The following is a 19,840-nucleotide window of genomic DNA, read 5'->3' as shown; positions in this document are numbered from 1 at the left end:
AAGTTGCACATATATAATATATTTCGGATATAAAGGAGATTTTAAAAATGGCAGAATTCAAAGAGCAAGTATTAGATATTTTAGAAGAAGTATGTGAAAACGATATTGTGAAAGAAAACTTAGATGTTCAATTATTTGAAGAAGGTATTCTTGATTCTTTCGCTGTAGTATCTTTATTAGTAGAATTCCAAGAGCGTTTAGAGATTGAAGTTTCTATTTCTGATTTTGACCGCGATGAGTGGGCTACACCAAATATGGTTATTAAAAAGTTAGAAGAAATCCGATGAACAAAGTGAAATTTGGTCCGATGCTTTTAGCATTGGCCCTTTTTGCTGTATTCTTACTTATTCCTACGCGCTTCCTACTCCCACTTTTAAGTGATGAGAAAGTAGAACAAGCTGCGACTTCTTTAAAAGAAGAAAAGATTCAAAGTATGATTTTACAGCAAAAGATGTTAGCAGACCCGAAATATCTTCCGATGTACGGTTCATCGGAATTCGCACGTATGGATGCTTTCCATCCATCGAATTATTTCAAAGTAAAGCCTGAAGGATTCACACCATTCCTACTTGGGCGCGGTGGAACACAAGACCTTGTACATGTATTAAACTTCACATCTACAATGGATCAATTGAAAGATAAGAAAATGATATTCGTTCTTTCTCCGCAATGGTTTGTACCACAAGGTATTGATGAGACACACTTTGCACCTAACTTTTCAAAACAACAAGGTTACCACTTCATTTTCAACGATGATTTAAAACCTGAAATGAAAAAACAAATTGCAAAACGCTTATTAAACTTTGAGATTGTTAAAAAAGAAACTTTATTAAAAATTTCGCTTGAAGGTATCGCCTACGATGATACAAAGTATAAAGTAAAAGCACTTGCTGCTAAACCTTTCGCTTATATTTATCGTAACATTCTAGATCGTAAAGATTTATTTACAGTTATGTTTAATATTAAGCCGCATAAAGAACAGCTTGATCCATCATTGAAACAAATGAACTGGGAAGAAGCTCGTAAGCATGCTGATCAAACAGGTGCAGTAGAATCAAGCTCTAACGAATATGGCATCGAAGATGATTACTTCAATAGCAAAATTAAGAAGAAATTAAAACAACGTGAAGGTTACTTAAAAAATGATGCTTATGACCAATCACCAGAATATGAAGATTTACAAATTGTACTTGATTTATTAAAACAATCTGGCGCAAAACCGCTCTTCATTTCTGTTCCTGTAAAAGGTCCTTGGTATGATTACGCTGGCTTCCCGAAAGAAAAACGCGAATTATACTACAATAAAGTTCATGAGCAAATTAAGCAAGCTGGCTATCCAATTGCTGATTTCTCAAATCATGAATATGATAAGTACTTCTTAAAAGATCATATGCACTTAGGTTGGAAAGGCTGGGTTTACATCGACGAAGCTATCCAACAATTTTATAAAGCAAACTAACGAAAAGACCGCTTGAATTATTCAAGTGGTCTTTTTTTATATACATCTTGTAATTGTTCAATTACGTTCTCTGCTTCTTTCATGACACGTTTCACTACGTGCTGAGCTGATTCCGTTCGTGCTAATGATGATGCTTGTCCCACCCAAAGCGACATATACTCTTCCTTATTTTGCTTCGCTGCTTCTTGACGTATTTTTGAAGTTAATACGTTTTGCACTGGATACATCGGTAAATTCTCTTCTCTTCCTTCATGTTTCTCTATAAATTCATTACGAATACCCCGTGCATATTTCCCGGAAAACGCACGGGTTACCGTTGTACTCGTATCTGTACTATGTAAAATCGCCTCTTTATACACGTCATGCGTAATACTTTCTTCACTCGTTAAAAAGGCTGATCCCATTTGAACAGCTTCTGCCCCTAACGCAAATGCCGCAACAAGCCCTTGCCCATTCATTACACCACCTGCTGCAACAATCGGGATATGAGGTACTTCCGCTACTAATTGCGGGATTAATGCAAATGTACCAATCATCGCATCTTGTTCTTTCCCAATAAACGTTCCTCTATGCCCTCCTGCCTCGCTACCTTGCCCGACAATAATATCTACCCCTAACTTAGCAAGTGCTTTCGCTTCCGCTACATGGGTAGCTGTTCCGATAACTTTTATCCCTTCCTTTTTCAAATCATCTATTTCTTCTTTTTCTAACGTTTGAAATGCAAAACTAACGACTGGTACCTTTTCCTCTAATAATACTTGTAATTGTTCTTTATAGCTTTTTGGAAGTTTTAAAGTCTTTTCTTCCTCTATACCTAATTCTCTATTCACTCCACTAAGTAATGCTTTCGCCTCGTTTACCTTCTCTTCTTCTATCTGTATCTCTTTCGTTAAAAGTAAATTAACACCGAAAGGCTTATTTGTTAGTTCCCTTATTTTATAAATCGCTTCACGGATTTGTTCTGGGCTCATATACCCTGCTCCAAGCGTACCTAATCCTCCGCTATTACTCACAGCTGCAACAAGTTCTGACGTTGTAATCGCTCCTGCCATACCTGCTTGAATGATCGGATACTTAATTTGTAATATATCTATTACTCGACTTGTAAACATCATTTTCCCTCCTACTTTCCCTATACCTTCTTTATATGACATGCTTTCTCCTTCTTTTACAAGGATTGAACTTTCGCTCAAGCGAATATATTGAAAGAGAAGGAGGCTGAGAACAATGATTTATCCAAATGCTTTGCAAAAAGGTGATACAGTAATGATTATTGCACCGTCTGGCCCACCAACACTTGAGAATATATTAAAAGGTGTGAACGTATTACAAGAGATGGGATTATCCGTAATAATTGGAAAGAGTGTTTATGAAAAATATGGATATTTAGCTGGAAGTGATCAAGTTCGTCTTGATGATATACATGAAGCATTTACAAATACTGAGGTCAAAGCAGTCTTTTGTGCACGAGGTGGTTACGGCAGCGCTCGTCTCCTCCCTTACATTCAATATGAAATCATTCAACGGAATCCAAAGATTTTTTGGGGATATAGTGATATTACGGCTTTACATACTGCCTTTTCACGTTATGCGGAGCTGGTTACTTTTCATGGTCCAATGATTGAAGAATTAGGAAAAGGTATAGATTCTCTCTCTTTATCTTCTTTCAATCAACTATTCCATCCGTATTCATCTATCTTATATGCATCAGAATGTATCGTACCTACCTCTCCATGTACAGTTACAGGCACATTAGTTGGAGGGAATTTAACTGTGTTAACAAGTATAATTGGCTCGCCCTATGAGATAAATACGTCAAATAAACTTTTATTGCTTGAAGATATTGGTGAAGAACCGTACCGCATTGACCGGATGTTAAATCAACTACTTTTATCTGGACAGTTTAATGAATGCAGCGGCGTTATTTTTACAAGTTGTCACGACTGCAACCCTTCTAAGCCATCTCAATCATTGCAAACAATATTATATGAATATTTCAAGCCATATAATATACCTGTGTTATTCGGTTTACCGATTGGACATATAAGTCCAAATATCGGTATTCCCCTCGGAGCTACAGCAACAATAAATACAACTAACAAAACTGTTTCTATTTCTTCTGGTATAGCCACTCCATGTTCAAATTAAAAAGGAAAAGCTGCTAAGCTTTTCCTTTTACTTATAATAATTAAAGATTCGTCCTGATGCTATCTCTGCAATTTCTTCTGGAATAAATGTTTTACTCATATCTGTTCCAACATTTAATACAGCTGTCGCATCTTTCTCGATGCTACCCAATAATTCTTTTCCACGTATCGTAATAAGGGGTGTACCTTCTGGCAACACATCTTTTACAAATTTCAATTGTGTAAAGAACGGAACGATCCATCTACCCTCTCCTTGGAAATGACGCAAACGAAGTGTTCCTTCCGTTGCCCCGTCTTCTGCTTCAAGTGAACCAGCAACATAAAACTCCGTTGATAAGAGCAATTCATAAAATTCCTTTTGCTTTTGTTTATCATCTCCTGCTAAAACGAGTACTTCTTCTATTTTCTTTACTGGAATTTGCTCCATATGATGCCACCCCTATTTTCAAAATGATTATACTTAGATTATACGAAATATTCTTATTTTTTTCTACATAATTCCACAATTATTTTCTTAAAATAATTTTAAAACACCTTCAGTCGTAACGATTTTGGCAAATTCATCATGTAAGTTTACAAGTGTCATATTGTGAATGTCCTCTGCACTATACTCTGTCCCGTCCAGACCTTTACGATTGAATGTAGCCGTCGCATCGCTCACTAAATACGTTGTAAGCCCTAAATTACCTGCCATCCGTGTTGTAGTCTCCACACAATGATTTGTTGTTAATCCTACAATCACTACCGTATTACAATTTTGTTCTCTTAATTGTTCTTCCAAATTTGTCCCAATGAACGCGCTATTAACGGATTTCTGGATAATTATTTCATCTGGCATTGGTTGCACTTCTTCTTTAAAGTTTACCGTTTCCGCATGTTGATAAAACATCGATTGAACATTTTCTTTATTTACATGTTGAATATGAAAAACTGGTAGTTTTCTTTTTCTCCATTCTTCTAACAAACTTTTCATATTTTCTTCCGCCAAAAGGTTATTCCTCACGCCCCAGTATGGTAAGTTGAATGCTTCCTGTACATCAATGATTATAAGTGCTGCTTGATTAAGCATAATATCCTCCTAATTAATTGGGCTGTAATTGAAACAGAAAACCAAGTTGCTGTGAAGCAGTAATAAAACAAATATAGGCACAAAGCTCTACAATTTCTTTTTCAGTCCAATATTGTTTTAATATATGAAACATATTATCATCTATCGCCTTTTGGTCATGAACAAATGCATGTGCAAAAGTAACGGCTACGCTAATTTCTTCTATTTTTTGTATATCATCCGGCTTTCCCTTTGCCATACAGTACGGACATTCATTCCCAAACGCTAATGTTCTTCTTACTTGCTCCTTTAACTCTACGGAAAGGGCCCCTGTACTATACAGTGTATTCTCTAACGTACTCCACGAATTTAATATATCTGGATTATGACCTAATAATTTTTGAAACTTTGTATCTCCTACATTTGATAATGTAATTCTCTCCATCATTTCCCCTCCTATTTCCTTCTTTTTTATTGTAAAATAAATAAAGTTCACTTTACATTTCATATGAATCTTAATTTTAAATTTTTCTTTACAAAAATTATCATTTTACTGGAGGTATATTTACAAATGCAATTAGACCGTGTTGATCGAAAAATTTTAAATGAATTATATAATGATAGCCGCCTTTCGATGCGTGAATTAGCAAAACGGGTAAACTTATCGGCTCCGTCTACTACAGAACGTGTACGTAAACTTGAAAGTGAGGGGATTATTCAAAAATACACAATCGATATCAATTATAAAAAAGCAGGACTTGTTTTAGATTGTATTTTAGAAATCACTTTAAAAAATGGTGATACAACACGTATGCAACAGTTTATTCAGTCTTATCCATCTGCAAGTTTTTGTTACCGAGTAACAGGAAGCTTATGCTACATTGTAAAAATCTCTGTTCCTTCACTCGTTGAACTTGAAGAATTTATCAATGATGTTTCTTCATATGCAACGACAGTTTCTCATATCGTATTATCAGAAGTAGCTCTTACTCCGGACATTGAACATATATTCCCAGAAGTTTAATTCATCTTTATTCACAAAAAGAGTAAAAACCCCTTACATTAAGAATAAAAATGATATATCATGTATTAAAATACATAAAGTTCGAGAAAGGGGCTTTACATTGAAAATCTGGTTTTATGAAAAAACGGCACAATTAGATGACTTGCTTGGTATTTGGGACAATGTTCCGACCATCCCTCGAATTGGTGAAAAAGTTGAACTTCTAAAAACCGTTCGGATCGTTACAGATATTAAATATGTAAAGAACGGTAATAATTTTCGTGTAGAGATTATTACAAATTAAAAAGTAGCTCTTTAGGAGCTACTTTTTAATTATCTATTATGCGCTTTCTTTATAACAATTTTATCTTCTTCTACAGAAACTGTTACATAATCATTTTCCTCTAACCGAAGCTTATTTACAGCTTCATCAGGTAGTTCTACAGCCATCAATCTATCTGTTACTATCACTTGGCTATATATTTCATTTTCTTCTGATGTATTCACTACTTTTTCTTCATTTATGAAACGAATCGGTGGCACACCAACTTCTTTTACTGTACGCCATTGGTTCCAAGTAAAAGGAATGAACCATAATAAACCGATAATCACAAGACCAATGCCGATCCATAAATTACTTTGTGCTTGTAATTCAGTAATCGAGATTGCGTCACTTCCATCTCCACCTACAAATTGCATACTCGTTGCAATCAAATTATTTAGAGCATGCACAGCAATATTCGTCCATATATTTTTTGTCTTTATGTATAGAAGGCACATAATAACACCGAACATGAAAGCACCGATAACATCAAAATGTCCTAGTCCAAAAATAAGAGAGGATATAATAACCGCTCGTTTAATCCCCCATTTGTACGCCATTCGCTGCAAGAAAAAACCTCTAAAAATAACCTCTTCCATTATTGGGGCTAATACACATGCTGAAATGAAAGTAAATATCGTCATGTATATACTCGTATTAATTACATTTCCATCTTCTAACATGGTAACTAAGAAATTAGGTACAGTATGTGCTAAAATATAAAATTGAATTTGGGATATACCGACTGCAAAAATCATTCCCATTATCGTTGCTAATACAATTAACCCCCAATGTAAACGTCCAGGCTTATCAAAAAAGCTTTTAAAAACAACATTATTTTTACTTGTTTTTAAATATAGCCACAATAGTGGAAATGCAAAAAATATTGATATTTGTGACAGTAACTCTATCGTATTGTCAGAAGCACCTGATAACCTTAATGGAATCATCGTCAGGAACATCCCTATAATCATCCATCCAAAAAAACTACGTAGCCTTATACGTGAAAATGCATGTTGCATATGGAACACCTCCAGAGATGATATAAAGTGAAACTTTATTCAGTATTTTATGGGTAGACCTTCTCCACAAATGGCCGGATAACTAAATTATAATATGAATATAGTTGAAAATCTTCCTATTTTTCTCACTTTATTCCGAATAATATACGTATTAAATTATATAATAACGATCCTATTTGATATACCATATCAATTTTCTTCAACTTAGTTACAATTATGTTCCTAAGTAAATATGTATCTGCCACACTTAAAAGCTACATAAATCAAAAAAGCTGGTTAATAAAAATCCCCGTTAACACGGGGATTTTTTCGATTATAATACGTCACGTTTTTGGAATAATACACTTGATGCTACAAGTAATACAGCAAAGTATGCAACTACAAGTAATAATGAAGTTGTAAACGTAAATTCTGCAAATGGTGGTTCCATTCCACCGCTTACCAATTTATTACTGTCGTAAGCTCTTAAATCTAAATGGAAGAATACTACAAACTTCGCTACACCTTTTGCAAACATCATAAGTGCCATCATCATTGCCGATTTTAAGAAATATAAAAACAGCGTAATAATTAATGGTAAAACGGATTTTCTAAATATATTTGCTAAGAAAAAGGCAAGTGTTGCAAAGAAAAATGGTGATACAAGCTGATATAACATCGTTTTTAAAACAATTCCTAACGTTAAATCTGTTTTACTACCATCCATAAAAATACTACCAATAATCATTCCAATTAACATACCCACAAATACGATAAATAACATTGCTAATAACACAGTAATATATTTAGAAAATAAAACTGTGAGTCGTTTTCTTGGACGAATTAACAATTGTTTAATTGTACCTTTTTGGAACTCATCAGTAAGAGTACGAGTTGCAAGTGTAATCCCAAAAATCGTTGCAAATAACAAAATTACGAAACTCTCTGAGTTTGCATAATCTAAATACGATCCCTTAAACTCATCACCTTTTCCCCACTTCAACATTGCTAAATTCCCTAAAATTTCGAGTGTCGCAATTATACCAATCAAAATATACATACCTTTCTTCGCATGTAACTTTAAAAATTCATTTTGAATTAATTTAAACATTACGCCTTCACTCCCCCTGTAATCGCTAAGAACTCATCCTCTAACGTTTTATTTTGAACAGTAACGCCATATACAAGCACATCATCATGCACAAGTTTTCTTACAAGCTGTGGAATTTCTTCTTTTGTTACGGATGCCATGATTACATTACCTTGTGCTTTACCTTTAATAATTTCATTCGCTTTCTGAACTTCATCTACTTCAAACACTACAACTACCTTCTCATCATGTTTCGCTTGTTCATGCAAGTTGTACTCTTGTACAAACTCACCTTGTTTAATAATAACGACGCGATCACACATTAATTCAATCTCACTTAATAAATGACTTGATACAATGACCGCAATATTTTCTTCTTTCGCTAATCGCTGCAAATAATCACGAATTTGTCGAATACCAGCTGGATCTAATCCATTTGTCGGTTCATCTAAAATTAAAATTTTCGGTTGATGAAGTAATGCCTGTGCGATTCCTAAACGTTGTTTCATACCAAGTGAATATGTTTTCACCTTTTTATGGATTGCATGCTCCATTTCAACAAGCTTCACAATTTCAGCGATGCGCTCTTTACTAATTGGGTTAATCGCCATGTTCGCAAAATGCTTTAAATTTTGCATTCCAGTCATATAATCATATAGCTCGGGATTTTCTACAATCGCTCCAATTTGCTCTAGCGCCTTTTCACGCTCTGTGCGAATACTATGACCACAAATTGTAATATCGCCTTCTGTCATAGAAATAAGACCTGTCATCATACGAATTGTCGTCGTCTTACCGCTACCGTTCGGTCCAAGGAATCCGTATACCTCTCCTTCACGAACCTCAAATGATAAGCCCCGAATAATTTCTGTTCTACCGATTTTTTTTCGGACATTTTCTAATTTCACTACTACATTTCCCAATGATGATTCCTCCTTTAAACTTCTAGTTTTTTGTCGATAATATAAGCGATTAAATAAACGATTAAAATACTAACAATTAGCATAAAACTTATATTAAGAGCATTAAACCCATTATTATTAAACATATCTATAAGCAGATTTCCGCTTTCACTCTTATATTCATCTCTCCGCAACCATTGGAAAGTTGGGATTAATTTCCCTAACAATACGGAGACTAAAGTAAAGGCTATATTTATTACTAAAGAAATAATTACTATTAGTATATTTTGTGCCTTTTTCTTTTTAGTCAGCAATTTAACTAAAGTAACTACTAATAAAATTTGTAACACCGCAAATAAAAACTCAAATAAATCACTCATTGTATATATTAAATTATTAATAATGCCTGCTTGCAAAATCTCTTTTGCATCTATATATACATACGTCGTAGGAAATGCTAATACATAACCTACGTAGAAAAGAATCCCAACTATTCCATACCACATAGCCATCACAATATAAAAGAAGATAAGCATAGAAAACACATATTGTTTCCCAGATAGTGCTGTAAGACGTAACATTGGATTAGTCAGTAAGCGTGAATATGATTTCATTGTTTGTATAAACATATAAATGGCATAAAAAATAAATATAATCATAATGATTCCAAATATGCCCTCTTGTCTATCGATAGCCGCATCACTCTTCCTTACAATCATTTGTGAAAACAAAACAGCTTCAATTAGCACAAAAAGTAAAAAAGCGACAATGTATCTTTTCTTATTTACATTCCACAAATAGGACAATATTGACTTCACTTACTAAACACCTCCTTAAACAATTCATGAACTGCTTTTCCTCTCTGAAAACGAAGTTCTTCTACATTTTCATACAATACAATTTCCCCATCTTTTAAAAAGATTACTTCATCAAAAATATTTTCAACTTCATTTATTAAGTGAGTCGAGATTAGTATCGTACAATCTCCTCTATAAAATTGTAGAATGAGATCCAATACGTGTTCTCTAGAAACAAGATCAATCCCGCCAAGTGGTTCATCTAGTACATATAACTTCGCTTTTCGAGAAAACGTTAAAATAATTTGAAGCTTTTCAATCATCCCTTTTGATAATGCTGTAATTTTTTCTTCTAATGGTATTTTAAATTCTGCAATCGTATCTACTGCTTTTTGAATATCGAAGTCTTTATAAAAATCTCGATAGAAAAATAGGGCATCTTTTACAGTCATCCAATCATCAAAGACTGGCTTATCAGACATAAATGAAACGATTTCTTTCGTCTCTAGCCCTACTTTTTTACCGTTAATTACTATGCTGCCTTCAGAAGGATGTTGTAGGCCTGCAATCATTTTTAATAACGTCGTTTTCCCGCTTCCGTTATCTCCAACAAGCCCAACGATTTTTCCTTCTGTAATCTCTATATTTAACTCACGGATCACTGCTTTTAATCCGTACCGCTTCCATAGATTTTCTATTTTTAATAACTCTGTCATTCGCTCTCCTCCCTTTTCTCATGTAATGAAGAACGAAGGATTGTAAGAATTTCTTCTTCTGAAAAACCTAAATTGTCCATTCCATCTATAAAAGAATGAAGTAATTCTTTCGCCATATCTTTTCGCAGCTCCATAATTTTCTCCCCTTCATTCGTTACATATCGCCCCATTCCTCTACGTGTTACAACAACTCCATCCCGCTCTAACTCTTGAAATGTACGTTGAATCGTATTTGGATTTACTTGTAATTCACTCGCTAATTCACGTACGGAGGGAATTTTATCGCCAGGCAATAAATGACCCGTTACAATTTCTTTCTTTATGTATTCCATTACCTGAATGTAAATTGGTGTATTTGGAGAAAACTCGATTTTCATTTCTCCACTCCTGTCTTAGTGTGTTAGTTAAATAGTACACTAAGACAAATTATATGTAAATACTCAACAACAAAAAATGTAATAAAAAGGCAGTGTAACTTTTCGTTACACTGCCTTCCTGTAATAAAATACAGGTAAATCTATTCTAATTATAGTTTCAATCGTTTGAATTCACATATAACCTTATGCGAAATTTATTTTACTTTTACTTGAGCTAGCACAGATTTAAACGTATTAATAACTGTATCTACTTCTTCATAACTAATTGTAAGGGATGGTTCAATACGAATTGTTTTTGAGTTAATTAATGTTCCCGCAACAAGAATACCTTGATCAAACATCGCCTTTGACACTTCATAACCAATCTCGTCTTTATGGAATTCAATCCCAATCATTAAACCTTGACCACGAATTTCAAAGATTTTATCTTCGTGCCCTTCTGCAGCTTGTTTCAATCCATTTAAGAAATACTCCCCAACTTCCATAGCTCGTTCCGGTAATTTCTCTTCCAATAATACATGGATTGTTGCAATTGCAGCAGCACATGCAAGTGGATTTCCTCCAAATGTTGTTGTATGCATAAATGGATTTTCAAACCAACTTTTGAATACTGTTTCTTTCGCAACAATAGCTCCCGCTGGCATTACACCTCCACCAAACGCCTTCGCAAGACAAATAATATCCGGCACGACATCATATAATTCCGCAGCAAACATTTTTCCTGTACGTCCCATTCCAGTTTGTACTTCATCAAAAATAAGGAGTGATCCAAACTCATCACAAAGCTCTCGTACTTGTTTCAAATAATTTTCTGGAGGTAAAATAATACCGCCCTCTCCTTGAATTGGTTCTAAAATAACTGCTGCAACATCTTCTCCCACTAATGCACATGTCTCAAATGTTTTTCTCATCATATCAATATCGCCAAACGGAACATGACGGAAACCCGGAATTAATGGTAAAAATGGCTTACGGAACATTCCTTTTGCCGTCCCAGATAAAGCACCAAGGCTCTTACCATGGAAAGCACGCGTTGTAGCAATGAAAGTTGTTCGTTCACTATACATTTTTGCTAGTTTTAATGCTGCCTCTACGCTTTCTGTTCCACTATTTGTGAAGAAGGCATATTTCAAATCACCAGGTGTAATATCCGCTAAAATCTTTGCAAGCATTGCTCGAAGTGGATCTAGTAAATCCTGACTGTGCAATGCTTGACGCTTTAATTGATCCGTTACAGCTTTTACCACTTTCGGATTACGGTGACCAACATTATAAATTCCAAATCCACCTAAACAGTCAATATACTTTTTACCATTAATATCCATGAAGCAAGATCCTTCATCTGACCATTCTACTGCTGCAAATTGTCCATCTTTTGTTACTGTTTTTCTATAAGCAAGAAAACCAGGGTTTACATGCTCTCTAAATCCATCTACTGTTTCTTTTTGAATCCAGTTTGCCTCTTCTTCAGTAACCTTTTCTTTTTCAATTAACTGTAGTACTTTCGTAATATACTCATTTACATTTGATTCTTTCTCATTCAATTTATTTTTCACGTTCGTTTCCATCTAATTCACCTCTACATTTTTTTTATTTGCAAACCAACCAATAGGTTCTACTTCTAGATTTATATTAATCTGCTTAATCTCTTGAAATTCTTCTAAACCAAACGTTCCTAGACTACGACCTATACCACTTTGCTTATATCCGCCCCAAGGCGCCTCATTGTATGTTGGATGATAACTATTAATCCACGTAATTCCTGCGCGAAGTTTGCGAATCACACGCATTGCTTTTGCACCATCGACTGTAAATACTCCTCCAGCCAAACCATAGTCTGTACCGTTTGCCAACTCAATTGCTTCCTGTTCGTCTTTAAACTTTTGAATTACTACAACAGGACCGAAGATTTCTTCCTGGACGATGCGCATATCAGGTTTTACATTGACAAAGACTGTTGGTTCAATAAAGAAACCATCACCTTTTCCATCCTCCATTATTCGTCTACCTCCGCAAGCAACGTTTGCACCTTCGTCTTTCCCAATTTCAATATAGCGTAATACTTTTTCCATATGTTCTTGACTTACAAGTGGCCCCATTTCTGATTCTGGATTATCACCAGGTCCAACGTTAATTTGCTGTGCTCGCTCTACAAAACTATTAACAAATTTATCATAAATATTTTCTTCGACAAGGATTCTTGATCCAGCTGAACATACTTGTCCGCTACCTGCATAAATACCGAATAGAGCATAATCAATAGCGGTCTCAAAATCTGCATCTGCAAAAATAATATTTGGAGATTTCCCTCCAAGTTCTAACGAAATCTTTTTCATATTATCTGCCGCTGTTCTCATAATGTGCTTACCTGTTTTTGTTCCACCTGTAAAGGAAATCATATCCACTTTATTACTCGCTGCAATTTCATTTCCTACTATTGGACCGGCCCCCATTACCATATTGGCAACACCTTTTGGTAGCCCTACTTTTTCAAGGATTTCGAATAGCTTTGTTGCAGTGATTGGTGTCACTTCAGAAGGTTTAAACACAATTGTATTTCCAGCTGCTAAAGCAGGTGCAATTTTCCATACACTCATCAATAGCGGATAATTCCATGGAACAATTAATCCACAAACACCAACTGGCTCTCTTACAACCATCGCTTGCATCGGATCGGCTACATGATATGTTTGACCATCTGGCTTTGTAATCAATCCGGCATAATAGCGAAAACAAGCCGCTGCATCTCCAATATCTCCTTCTGCCTCACGGTACGTTTTTCCATTATCCATTGTTTCAAGGTATACTAATTCTTCCATATTTTTATCAATTTCATCTGCTATTTTAAATAAATATGATGCCCTTTCAGCGGTGGGTGTTGCTGACCAAATTCCGCTATCGAAAGCCGTTCTTGCCACTTCTATCGCGTATTTTGCATCCTCAATCGTTCCCTCAGGTGCATATGCTATACCCTTGCCATTCGCAGGGTTAATAATCGTTCTTTTTTCTTGATCACTAGAGTCTCTCCATTCACCGTTTACATACATTTTTAAATCTAGCACTATATTGAATCCCCCTTCATCGATCATTTATATATTTATAAGCAATTTTCATGCCAATCTTTAAAATCCAAAGGAATCATACATAAACTGACTATTTTCTTAAAAACAATAAACAATTTATGCACTCTCGCATACACTATTCCATTTTGCATAAAACGGAATGTTAATCATTTCCGCTACCGCCTTCACCACTCGGGACTTGACTCCTAGAGAATATATACATGCTGAGCGCACACAAAAAGGAGAAGTCTATGTGACCTTCTCCTTTTTTAGGAATAAGAGATGATATCAGCCGCTATCCCTTTTTCACTAACAATTTTTTGATATTTACGACTCACTGAAGATTGGCTGATTCCAAGAGCTTTTGCAGCCTTAGTCGTTGTTTTGTACTGCTTCATTGCAAGTAAAATCAATTGTTCTTCTACAGAATGTAGTGCTTCTTGTAATGGTAATACTCTTGTAATAGCTGGTTTTGATTTTTTAAAGTCATAACCAGTTGTTAAAAACTTACTAACAAACTCCGCTTCAATTACTGGATCGTCTGCTGATACTACTAAACGTTCAATCATATTTTGTAATTCACGTACATTTCCTGGCCATGAGTAAAACTCTAGTAAGCTAAGCGCATCTGGAGTTAAATGATAATTTTTATTATATTTTTCATTTAACTGTTGTAAGAAATGAAAGGCAAGTACCGGAACATCTTCCATTCGCTCTCGTAAAGAAGGAACTCGCAGTGGAATTACATTTAGCCGATAAAACAAATCTTCACGGAATGTTCCAGATTCGACCATCTTTTCAAGGCTCTTATTTGTAGCAGCAATAATTTGTACATTTATTTTCGTAGGGATTGTACTTCCAATAGGAATTACTTCTTGTTCCTGTAGGACTCTAAGCAATTTCACTTGCAAATGTAAAGGCATTTCTCCAATTTCATCTAAAAATAAAATACCTTGATCCGCCCGCTTAAAATATCCTTCTTTTCCATTTTTATCGGCTCCTGTAAAAGCACCTTTCGTATAACCAAATAGTTCACTTTCTAACAAAGTTTCTGGAATTGCACCACAATTTAATTTTAAAAATGGCTTTGAAGATCGGTTTCCAAGTTGATGAATTGCCTGAGCAATTACTTCTTTTCCGACGCCAGATTCTCCAGAAATAAGAACATTGGAAGAAAAATCTGCTATTTTTTTAGCTTGGTTAATAATTTGCTCCATTTTCGGACTACAGTAAATAAGCTTCTTAAGAAAACGATCTTTATTTTTAAAGTCATCTAACTCCTTCTTATATTGCTCTGATATCTTCTTTATTTCATGTAATTCCGTCTTCAATCTCGTTGCTTCGGTAATATCCCTTGAGGCAATAATAATACGATGAAGCTCTCCGTTTTCATTAAATACAGGGTTTCCAACTGCTAATATTTTTCTTCCGCTTTTTGTTTCTTGTACAACTGATACCTTTTTTTGTTTTTCCAACACTAATCGCGTAACAGAAGGACTGAATAATCCTTTATTTTCTAATTCTAAAAGATTTTTTCCTAAAAGGTCTTTCAAACTACTCCCCCAAAAATCATTGATAACAGTTTCACTATAACGAATTAATTCCCCTTTATGATTAACAACTAATATTTCATCATAAATACTAGACAAGATTGCATGTAAATCTTCATTTAAATCCTTTATATATTCAATTTCCATCGCCATGTCCTCGACCATCGGCAAATCTTGCACAATAATAACCATTCCTTCAATACTTTGATCAAAGTTTGGAATTGGACTATAGTCAACTAATACACCCATCTCATTTGTGATTTGTAATTGATTCAAGATCGTTTTTCCCGTTGTAAATACGTTATTAATGTGCTCTTCGTTAAAAATCAGTTTTGCTGGTACATTCATAACTTTTTCAGGAGTCGATTTAATCATCTTCAAACCAGACTCATTGCAATTTACAATTTTCTTTTCACGATCTACTACAAAAATCCCCATTGGAATAGACGTTAAAATAATTTTTAATATATCAACACTCTGATTTTCTTGTTTAAATAGTTCTGCAAAAACATCCTCTCTTCTTATATATCCTGTTAGCTCATCCATTTCATTTTTTACTATTGCAATCGGCGCTCCAATAATTTGAAAAAGAGCTGTTAAAGAAATATCTTTACTAAGATGACATATTGTATCTAGTGAAACAGCATTTGAAAGCAATACCTTAGCAGTTAATCCCTTACTATTTGATAGCAGATCCTTCACATGAACGTATGCAAATAATTTCTCTTCTCTTTTTAAAAATAGAAAAGATTCTTTTATATTTTCAACATCTATATTCCATTCCTTTTCAGATTGATCGATAGGTAGAGAAACAATAGGTCTAATTTTTTTATGAGCAATGGAAAACATGCTGCTATTCCTCCTTTGAACTATATAATTTGTATTGTATCATTAAATACAGATTTTTTTAATTAATCTGAAAATAAAAAAGGAAGATGAACGCCTCCATCTTCCTCATTGTTCTATCATTAATCACTACCACTAACGAAAAGGTCTTCTTGAATATAAGCTAATACCATACCTGGAATTACTTTATCTCCCGCTTCTACTTCTAAAGATTGAACTTCTCCACTACATCCCATCTTAATTACTTCCAGTTTACCATTCATATCTTTAATAGCGAATAATGGCTCCCATTCATAAATTCGAGAATCCTTATCGATAGACACTTTTTCAATTATTCCATAACACGGACTCGTAATAATATCATAATACATAATCAATCATCCCTTTCTTTTATTCTATTAATATTGTTCTTCTAACCTTTGTGACTGAAAACACCCCGCTTTTATATTTTTACTAATTGTACAAAGCAATAATTGTGCCAAATGAAAATACTATATTGATCATCATTTATCAGCCATACTCCCTAGACTTGCCTCTCTTCCTTATGAACCGTTGAATGAATTATGCAATACTGCATGGTTGCCCAATCTTCAAAGAAAAAAACATCGGATTCATTCCCGATGTCTTTTTCTTTTTTATCCCGCTATTTGTGGGCAGTAAAACTCCCACCTCAAAATTCGGCTGGAGCAAAGAAGTTAGGTGGGAGCCCCGCTGCCCGTAAACGCCCGATTGGTGAGGGCTAATAATCGGAGGGGGATGAACACCCCCCACACTTTATATTTCCTGTGCTTCTTCAAAATGCATTTGCGGAGGAGCTGAACGGAACATATTTGTAACATATAGAAGGTACCCAATTCCAATAGCAGCCCAGCAAAGTCCCAAAATAAGTGAATGGATATTGAGATTAAACCATAGTACGGCTACAGTAGCAGCACCCAAAATAGGCATAACTAAGTAATTTAAGAAATCTTTTATCGTCTTATATCTTTTTTGCTTGATTATATAGTAAGAAATTACAGACAAATTAACAAATGTAAATGCAATAAGCGCTCCGAAGTTAATAAGAGATGCTGCTGTTTCTAAATCAATGAATATAGCGAAGAGCGAAATAATTCCTACAAAAATAATATTATATACTGGGGTTCTCCAGCGAGGATGAATGTATCCGAATATTTTCTTCGGAATTACATTATCTCGCCCCATTACGTATAATAACCTGGATACACTTGTATGAGAAGCTAAACCAGACGCAAGTGTCCCCATAAGGGTTCCTACTAAAAAGAAAGCTTGAAATAATTTCCCGCCAACATATAGCGCAATTTCTGGGGATGCTGATTCTTGATTTTTAAATACAGATGTATCTGGAAAAATAGATTGTGTAAAATACGTTGTAGTAATGAATAAAACTCCGCCGATTAAAGCAGTAAGAAAAATAGCTCGAGGAATTGTTTTTTTGGCGTTTGGTGTCTCTTCTGAAAATGTAGTTACTGCATCAAAACCTAAAAATGAGAAACAAAGAATTGTTGCACCTGCAACTAACGGTGATATTTGTATATCTGATTGAAAAAACGGCTGAATGGAAAAAACTTCTCCTGTTCCCTCTCCCGCTAATAAGCCTTTTATAACTAGAAAAACAAATACGGCCATTACTAACACTTGAAATATTACTAAGAACGTATTGAAATTAGCAGTAACATTTACGCTAATCATATTTATTAATGTAACCAGGAGAACAAAGCCAATGACCCATACCCAACTAGGAACACTTGGGAAAAATGCTGACATATAAATTCTCGTTAATAGTGCGTTCACCATTGGTAGAAACAAATAATCCAATAACGCGGACCATCCAACAAGAAACCCAAGCCTTGCACTAATTGTCTTCTGTGTATACGTATAAGCAGATCCTGCGGTAGGAAAAGCCTTTACCATTTTTCCGTAGCTTGCAGCGGTAAACAACATCCCCGCTAATGCAATAAGATAAGCTCCTGGAACATGACCACCCGTTTTTTCAGAAACGATTCCAAATGTGTCAAATCCAACCATCGGTGTCATATACCCGACCCCTAGCATAACAATTGACCAAAGCCCTAATGAACGTTTTAAACCAACTACTTTCCCCACCTATCATTCCTCCTATTTTCTCTATCTAATTTCCATTTAAAAATCGACAATCAAAAGGAAGCGTTTTCAAATGACCGTATATCACACCGAGTATTACCTCCCTTTTTGTTTCTTTTTAAATATTCATGCAATTTTCAAGCCAAAATTTCTAGAGTTTAAAAATTCAATATTAAAAAGAACGTATAGGTGGAATTAGACCTCATTTCTTCTCATTTTTTATTCATTTTGACATAAGTTATTCAATCTCTCATACGACTAAATATGAAAAATAAAACTTTAATCCTTGTTTTTTCATTCCCACTTCCTCAAAAATTGGGCTTTTACAAGATTAAAATATTTCCATGGAATAATAACATTATGTAAACTATTCATAGCAAAAAAGCTGTCTTTTCTATAAAGACAGCTTTTTCTATAACACTATATTAAAAATTGAATACGAAGTCATCGTCTGCTAACTTTTCAACATTCGTTGCTTTTACGTAACCATTTCCTTTTACAGAGAAGAAGTCATGGTTTTTCGTATCTGTACGTAAACCATTTAAAACGATTGGGTTAATTTCTTCTTCCTCAAACTTCGGCTCAAGTCCTAAGTTCATAAGTCCTTTATTCGCATTGTAACGAACGAAACGATTTACATCCTCTACAAGACCGATAGAAGTGTAAATTTCTTCTGTATATGCCAATTCAATTTCATACAGTTCCATTAATAACTCTTGCGTTTCCGTTTGTACTTCTTGTTGCTCTTCTGCAGAAAGTTCTGTGAAGATTTGTTGTGCTAAAATACCAACGAATACGCCGTGAATTGACTCGTCACGAATTATTAGGTTAATAATCTCACCACTTGCCGTCAATTTACCTTGACCCGCTAAGTAAAGTGGATAGAAGAATCCACTATAGAATAAGTAACTTTCTAAGAACACACTTGCTACCATTGCCATGTATAACTCTTTTTTCGTTACTTCAGGCTTTAATAAGCGACGATAGTAACTAGTAACAATACCAGCTTTTTTCTCAAGTAATGGATGGTTATCTACCCATTCAAAAATATCATCAATTTCTTCTTCAGTAGCTAATGTTGTGAAAATATGACTGTAACTCTTCGCATGTACTTCTTCCATAGCGCCCATGAAAGCTAATACACTTTTCGCTTGTAAATTTTCAAGATGAACAAGTACAAGAGGCATCCCTTCGCCACCTTGTTTCGTATCTAAAAGTGTTAAACCACCTAATACACGCTTATAAGCAATTTGCTCTTCTTTTGATAATTGTGCCCAAGTATTTTTGTCAGAAGACACTGCGATTTCTTCTTCTGTCCAAAACTGAGCGATGTTTTGCTTCCAAAACATTAAACTAAAATCATCTTCTTTTTTGTTCCAGTTTACCGCACGCATTAAAT

At 34.7% G+C, this 19,840-nt stretch carries 21 protein-coding genes; 5 read left to right on the top strand and 16 right to left on the bottom strand.

All coding sequences use genetic code 11. The features are described from left to right. Window positions 1–47: 47 nt before the first annotated feature. Complete coding sequence (gene dltC / locus MKY90_RS06985) at window positions 48–287, top strand: D-alanine--poly(phosphoribitol) ligase subunit DltC (protein ID WP_002011622.1); 240 nt, start codon at window positions 48–50, stop codon at window positions 285–287. After that, window positions 284–1,459, top strand: coding sequence for a D-alanyl-lipoteichoic acid biosynthesis protein DltD (dltD, locus tag MKY90_RS06980; protein WP_002126231.1), 1,176 nt, complete (start codon window positions 284–286; stop codon window positions 1,457–1,459). Before dltC ends, dltD begins: the two co-directional genes overlap by 4 nt. A gap of 17 nt (window positions 1,460–1,476) precedes the next feature. On the opposite strand, the gene MKY90_RS06975 is transcribed toward dltD, so the two are convergent. Beyond that, window positions 1,477–2,613 carry an NAD(P)H-dependent flavin oxidoreductase gene (locus tag MKY90_RS06975; RefSeq protein ID WP_341090888.1) on the bottom strand — a complete coding sequence of 379 codons (1,137 nt, stop codon included), beginning with the start codon at window positions 2,611–2,613 and terminating at the stop codon, window positions 1,477–1,479. Between the two features lie 73 nt (window positions 2,614–2,686). Between MKY90_RS06975 and MKY90_RS06970 the strand changes: the two genes are divergently transcribed. Beyond that, window positions 2,687–3,607, top strand: coding sequence for a S66 peptidase family protein (locus MKY90_RS06970; protein ID WP_002126227.1), 921 nt, complete (start codon window positions 2,687–2,689; stop codon window positions 3,605–3,607). 27 nt (window positions 3,608–3,634) lie between these two features. Here the strand turns inward: MKY90_RS06970 and MKY90_RS06965 are convergent, their stop codons facing one another. From MKY90_RS06965 to MKY90_RS06955, 3 genes are all read right to left on the bottom strand, one after another. After that, a complete protein-coding gene (locus MKY90_RS06965; protein WP_002126226.1) occupies window positions 3,635–4,033 on the bottom strand; it encodes an SseB family protein in 399 nt (132 codons plus the stop codon). A gap of 87 nt (window positions 4,034–4,120) precedes the next feature. Beyond that, on the bottom strand, window positions 4,121–4,675 hold the full coding sequence (locus MKY90_RS06960) for a cysteine hydrolase family protein (RefSeq protein ID WP_002126225.1): 555 nt from the start codon (window positions 4,673–4,675) through the stop codon (window positions 4,121–4,123). Window positions 4,676–4,688: 13 nt separating this feature from the next. Continuing rightward, window positions 4,689–5,102, bottom strand: a complete 414-nt coding sequence (locus tag MKY90_RS06955; protein ID WP_170935223.1) for a carboxymuconolactone decarboxylase family protein — start codon at window positions 5,100–5,102, stop codon at window positions 4,689–4,691. 123 nt (window positions 5,103–5,225) lie between these two features. On the opposite strand from MKY90_RS06955, the gene MKY90_RS06950 reads away from it, so the two are divergent. Together MKY90_RS06950 and MKY90_RS06945 are read left to right on the top strand one after the other, a co-directional pair. Continuing rightward, a complete protein-coding gene (locus tag MKY90_RS06950; protein WP_002030598.1) occupies window positions 5,226–5,678 on the top strand; it encodes an Lrp/AsnC family transcriptional regulator in 453 nt (150 codons plus the stop codon). Between the two features lie 100 nt (window positions 5,679–5,778). After that, window positions 5,779–5,961, top strand: a complete 183-nt coding sequence (locus MKY90_RS06945; RefSeq protein WP_000707108.1) for a DUF3913 family protein — start codon at window positions 5,779–5,781, stop codon at window positions 5,959–5,961. 29 nt (window positions 5,962–5,990) lie between these two features. Here MKY90_RS06945 and MKY90_RS06940 read toward each other — a convergent pair whose 3' ends face one another. The 12 genes from MKY90_RS06940 to nrdF form a co-directional block, all read right to left on the bottom strand. Then, window positions 5,991–7,001, bottom strand: coding sequence for a CPBP family intramembrane glutamic endopeptidase (locus MKY90_RS06940; RefSeq protein ID WP_341090886.1), 1,011 nt, complete (start codon window positions 6,999–7,001; stop codon window positions 5,991–5,993). A gap of 313 nt (window positions 7,002–7,314) precedes the next feature. Next, on the bottom strand, window positions 7,315–8,091 hold the full coding sequence (locus MKY90_RS06935; protein WP_078184158.1) for an ABC transporter permease: 777 nt from the start codon (window positions 8,089–8,091) through the stop codon (window positions 7,315–7,317). Beyond that, complete coding sequence (locus MKY90_RS06930) at window positions 8,091–8,993, bottom strand: ABC transporter ATP-binding protein (RefSeq protein ID WP_078184157.1); 903 nt, start codon at window positions 8,991–8,993, stop codon at window positions 8,091–8,093. Before MKY90_RS06930 ends, MKY90_RS06935 begins: the two co-directional genes overlap by 1 nt. A gap of 14 nt (window positions 8,994–9,007) precedes the next feature. Then, the gene (locus MKY90_RS06925; RefSeq protein WP_078184156.1) at window positions 9,008–9,790 is read right to left on the bottom strand and encodes an ABC transporter permease; all 783 of its coding nucleotides are present in this window, start codon (window positions 9,788–9,790) and stop codon (window positions 9,008–9,010) included. Beyond that, window positions 9,787–10,485: an ABC transporter ATP-binding protein gene (locus MKY90_RS06920; RefSeq protein ID WP_078184155.1), complete on the bottom strand. Its 699-nt coding sequence runs from the start codon at window positions 10,483–10,485 to the stop codon at window positions 9,787–9,789. The genes MKY90_RS06925 and MKY90_RS06920 overlap by 4 nt, the downstream gene beginning before the upstream one ends. Then, window positions 10,482–10,862, bottom strand: coding sequence for a GntR family transcriptional regulator (locus MKY90_RS06915; RefSeq protein ID WP_002030586.1), 381 nt, complete (start codon window positions 10,860–10,862; stop codon window positions 10,482–10,484). Before MKY90_RS06915 ends, MKY90_RS06920 begins: the two co-directional genes overlap by 4 nt. A gap of 194 nt (window positions 10,863–11,056) precedes the next feature. Beyond that, window positions 11,057–12,430, bottom strand: coding sequence for a putrescine aminotransferase (locus MKY90_RS06910; RefSeq protein WP_002140944.1), 1,374 nt, complete (start codon window positions 12,428–12,430; stop codon window positions 11,057–11,059). Further along, window positions 12,431–13,924, bottom strand: coding sequence for an aldehyde dehydrogenase family protein (locus MKY90_RS06905; RefSeq protein WP_063219080.1), 1,494 nt, complete (start codon window positions 13,922–13,924; stop codon window positions 12,431–12,433). 269 nt (window positions 13,925–14,193) lie between these two features. Further along, a complete protein-coding gene (locus MKY90_RS06900) occupies window positions 14,194–16,323 on the bottom strand; it encodes a sigma 54-interacting transcriptional regulator (RefSeq protein WP_063219081.1) in 2,130 nt (709 codons plus the stop codon). 119 nt (window positions 16,324–16,442) lie between these two features. Then, window positions 16,443–16,691 (bottom strand): hypothetical protein, encoded by a 249-nt coding sequence (locus MKY90_RS06895; RefSeq protein ID WP_002011502.1) that lies wholly within the window; start codon window positions 16,689–16,691, stop codon window positions 16,443–16,445. A gap of 403 nt (window positions 16,692–17,094) precedes the next feature. Continuing rightward, window positions 17,095–18,444, bottom strand: a complete 1,350-nt coding sequence (locus MKY90_RS06890) for an APC family permease (RefSeq protein ID WP_063219082.1) — start codon at window positions 18,442–18,444, stop codon at window positions 17,095–17,097. A 422-nt stretch (window positions 18,445–18,866) separates the two neighbouring features. After that, window positions 18,867–19,835 (bottom strand): class 1b ribonucleoside-diphosphate reductase subunit beta, encoded by a 969-nt coding sequence (gene nrdF / locus MKY90_RS06885; protein WP_002011508.1) that lies wholly within the window; start codon window positions 19,833–19,835, stop codon window positions 18,867–18,869. Window positions 19,836–19,840 lie beyond the last annotated feature (5 nt).

The organism is Bacillus sp. FSL P2-0099 (assembly GCF_038007445.1).
GTDB classification, from domain to species: Bacteria; Bacillota; Bacilli; order Bacillales; family Bacillaceae_G; genus Bacillus_A; species Bacillus_A mycoides.
The sequence above is the reverse complement of the archived record's forward strand: the minus strand, read 5'-3'. Positions and strand labels throughout refer to the sequence as shown.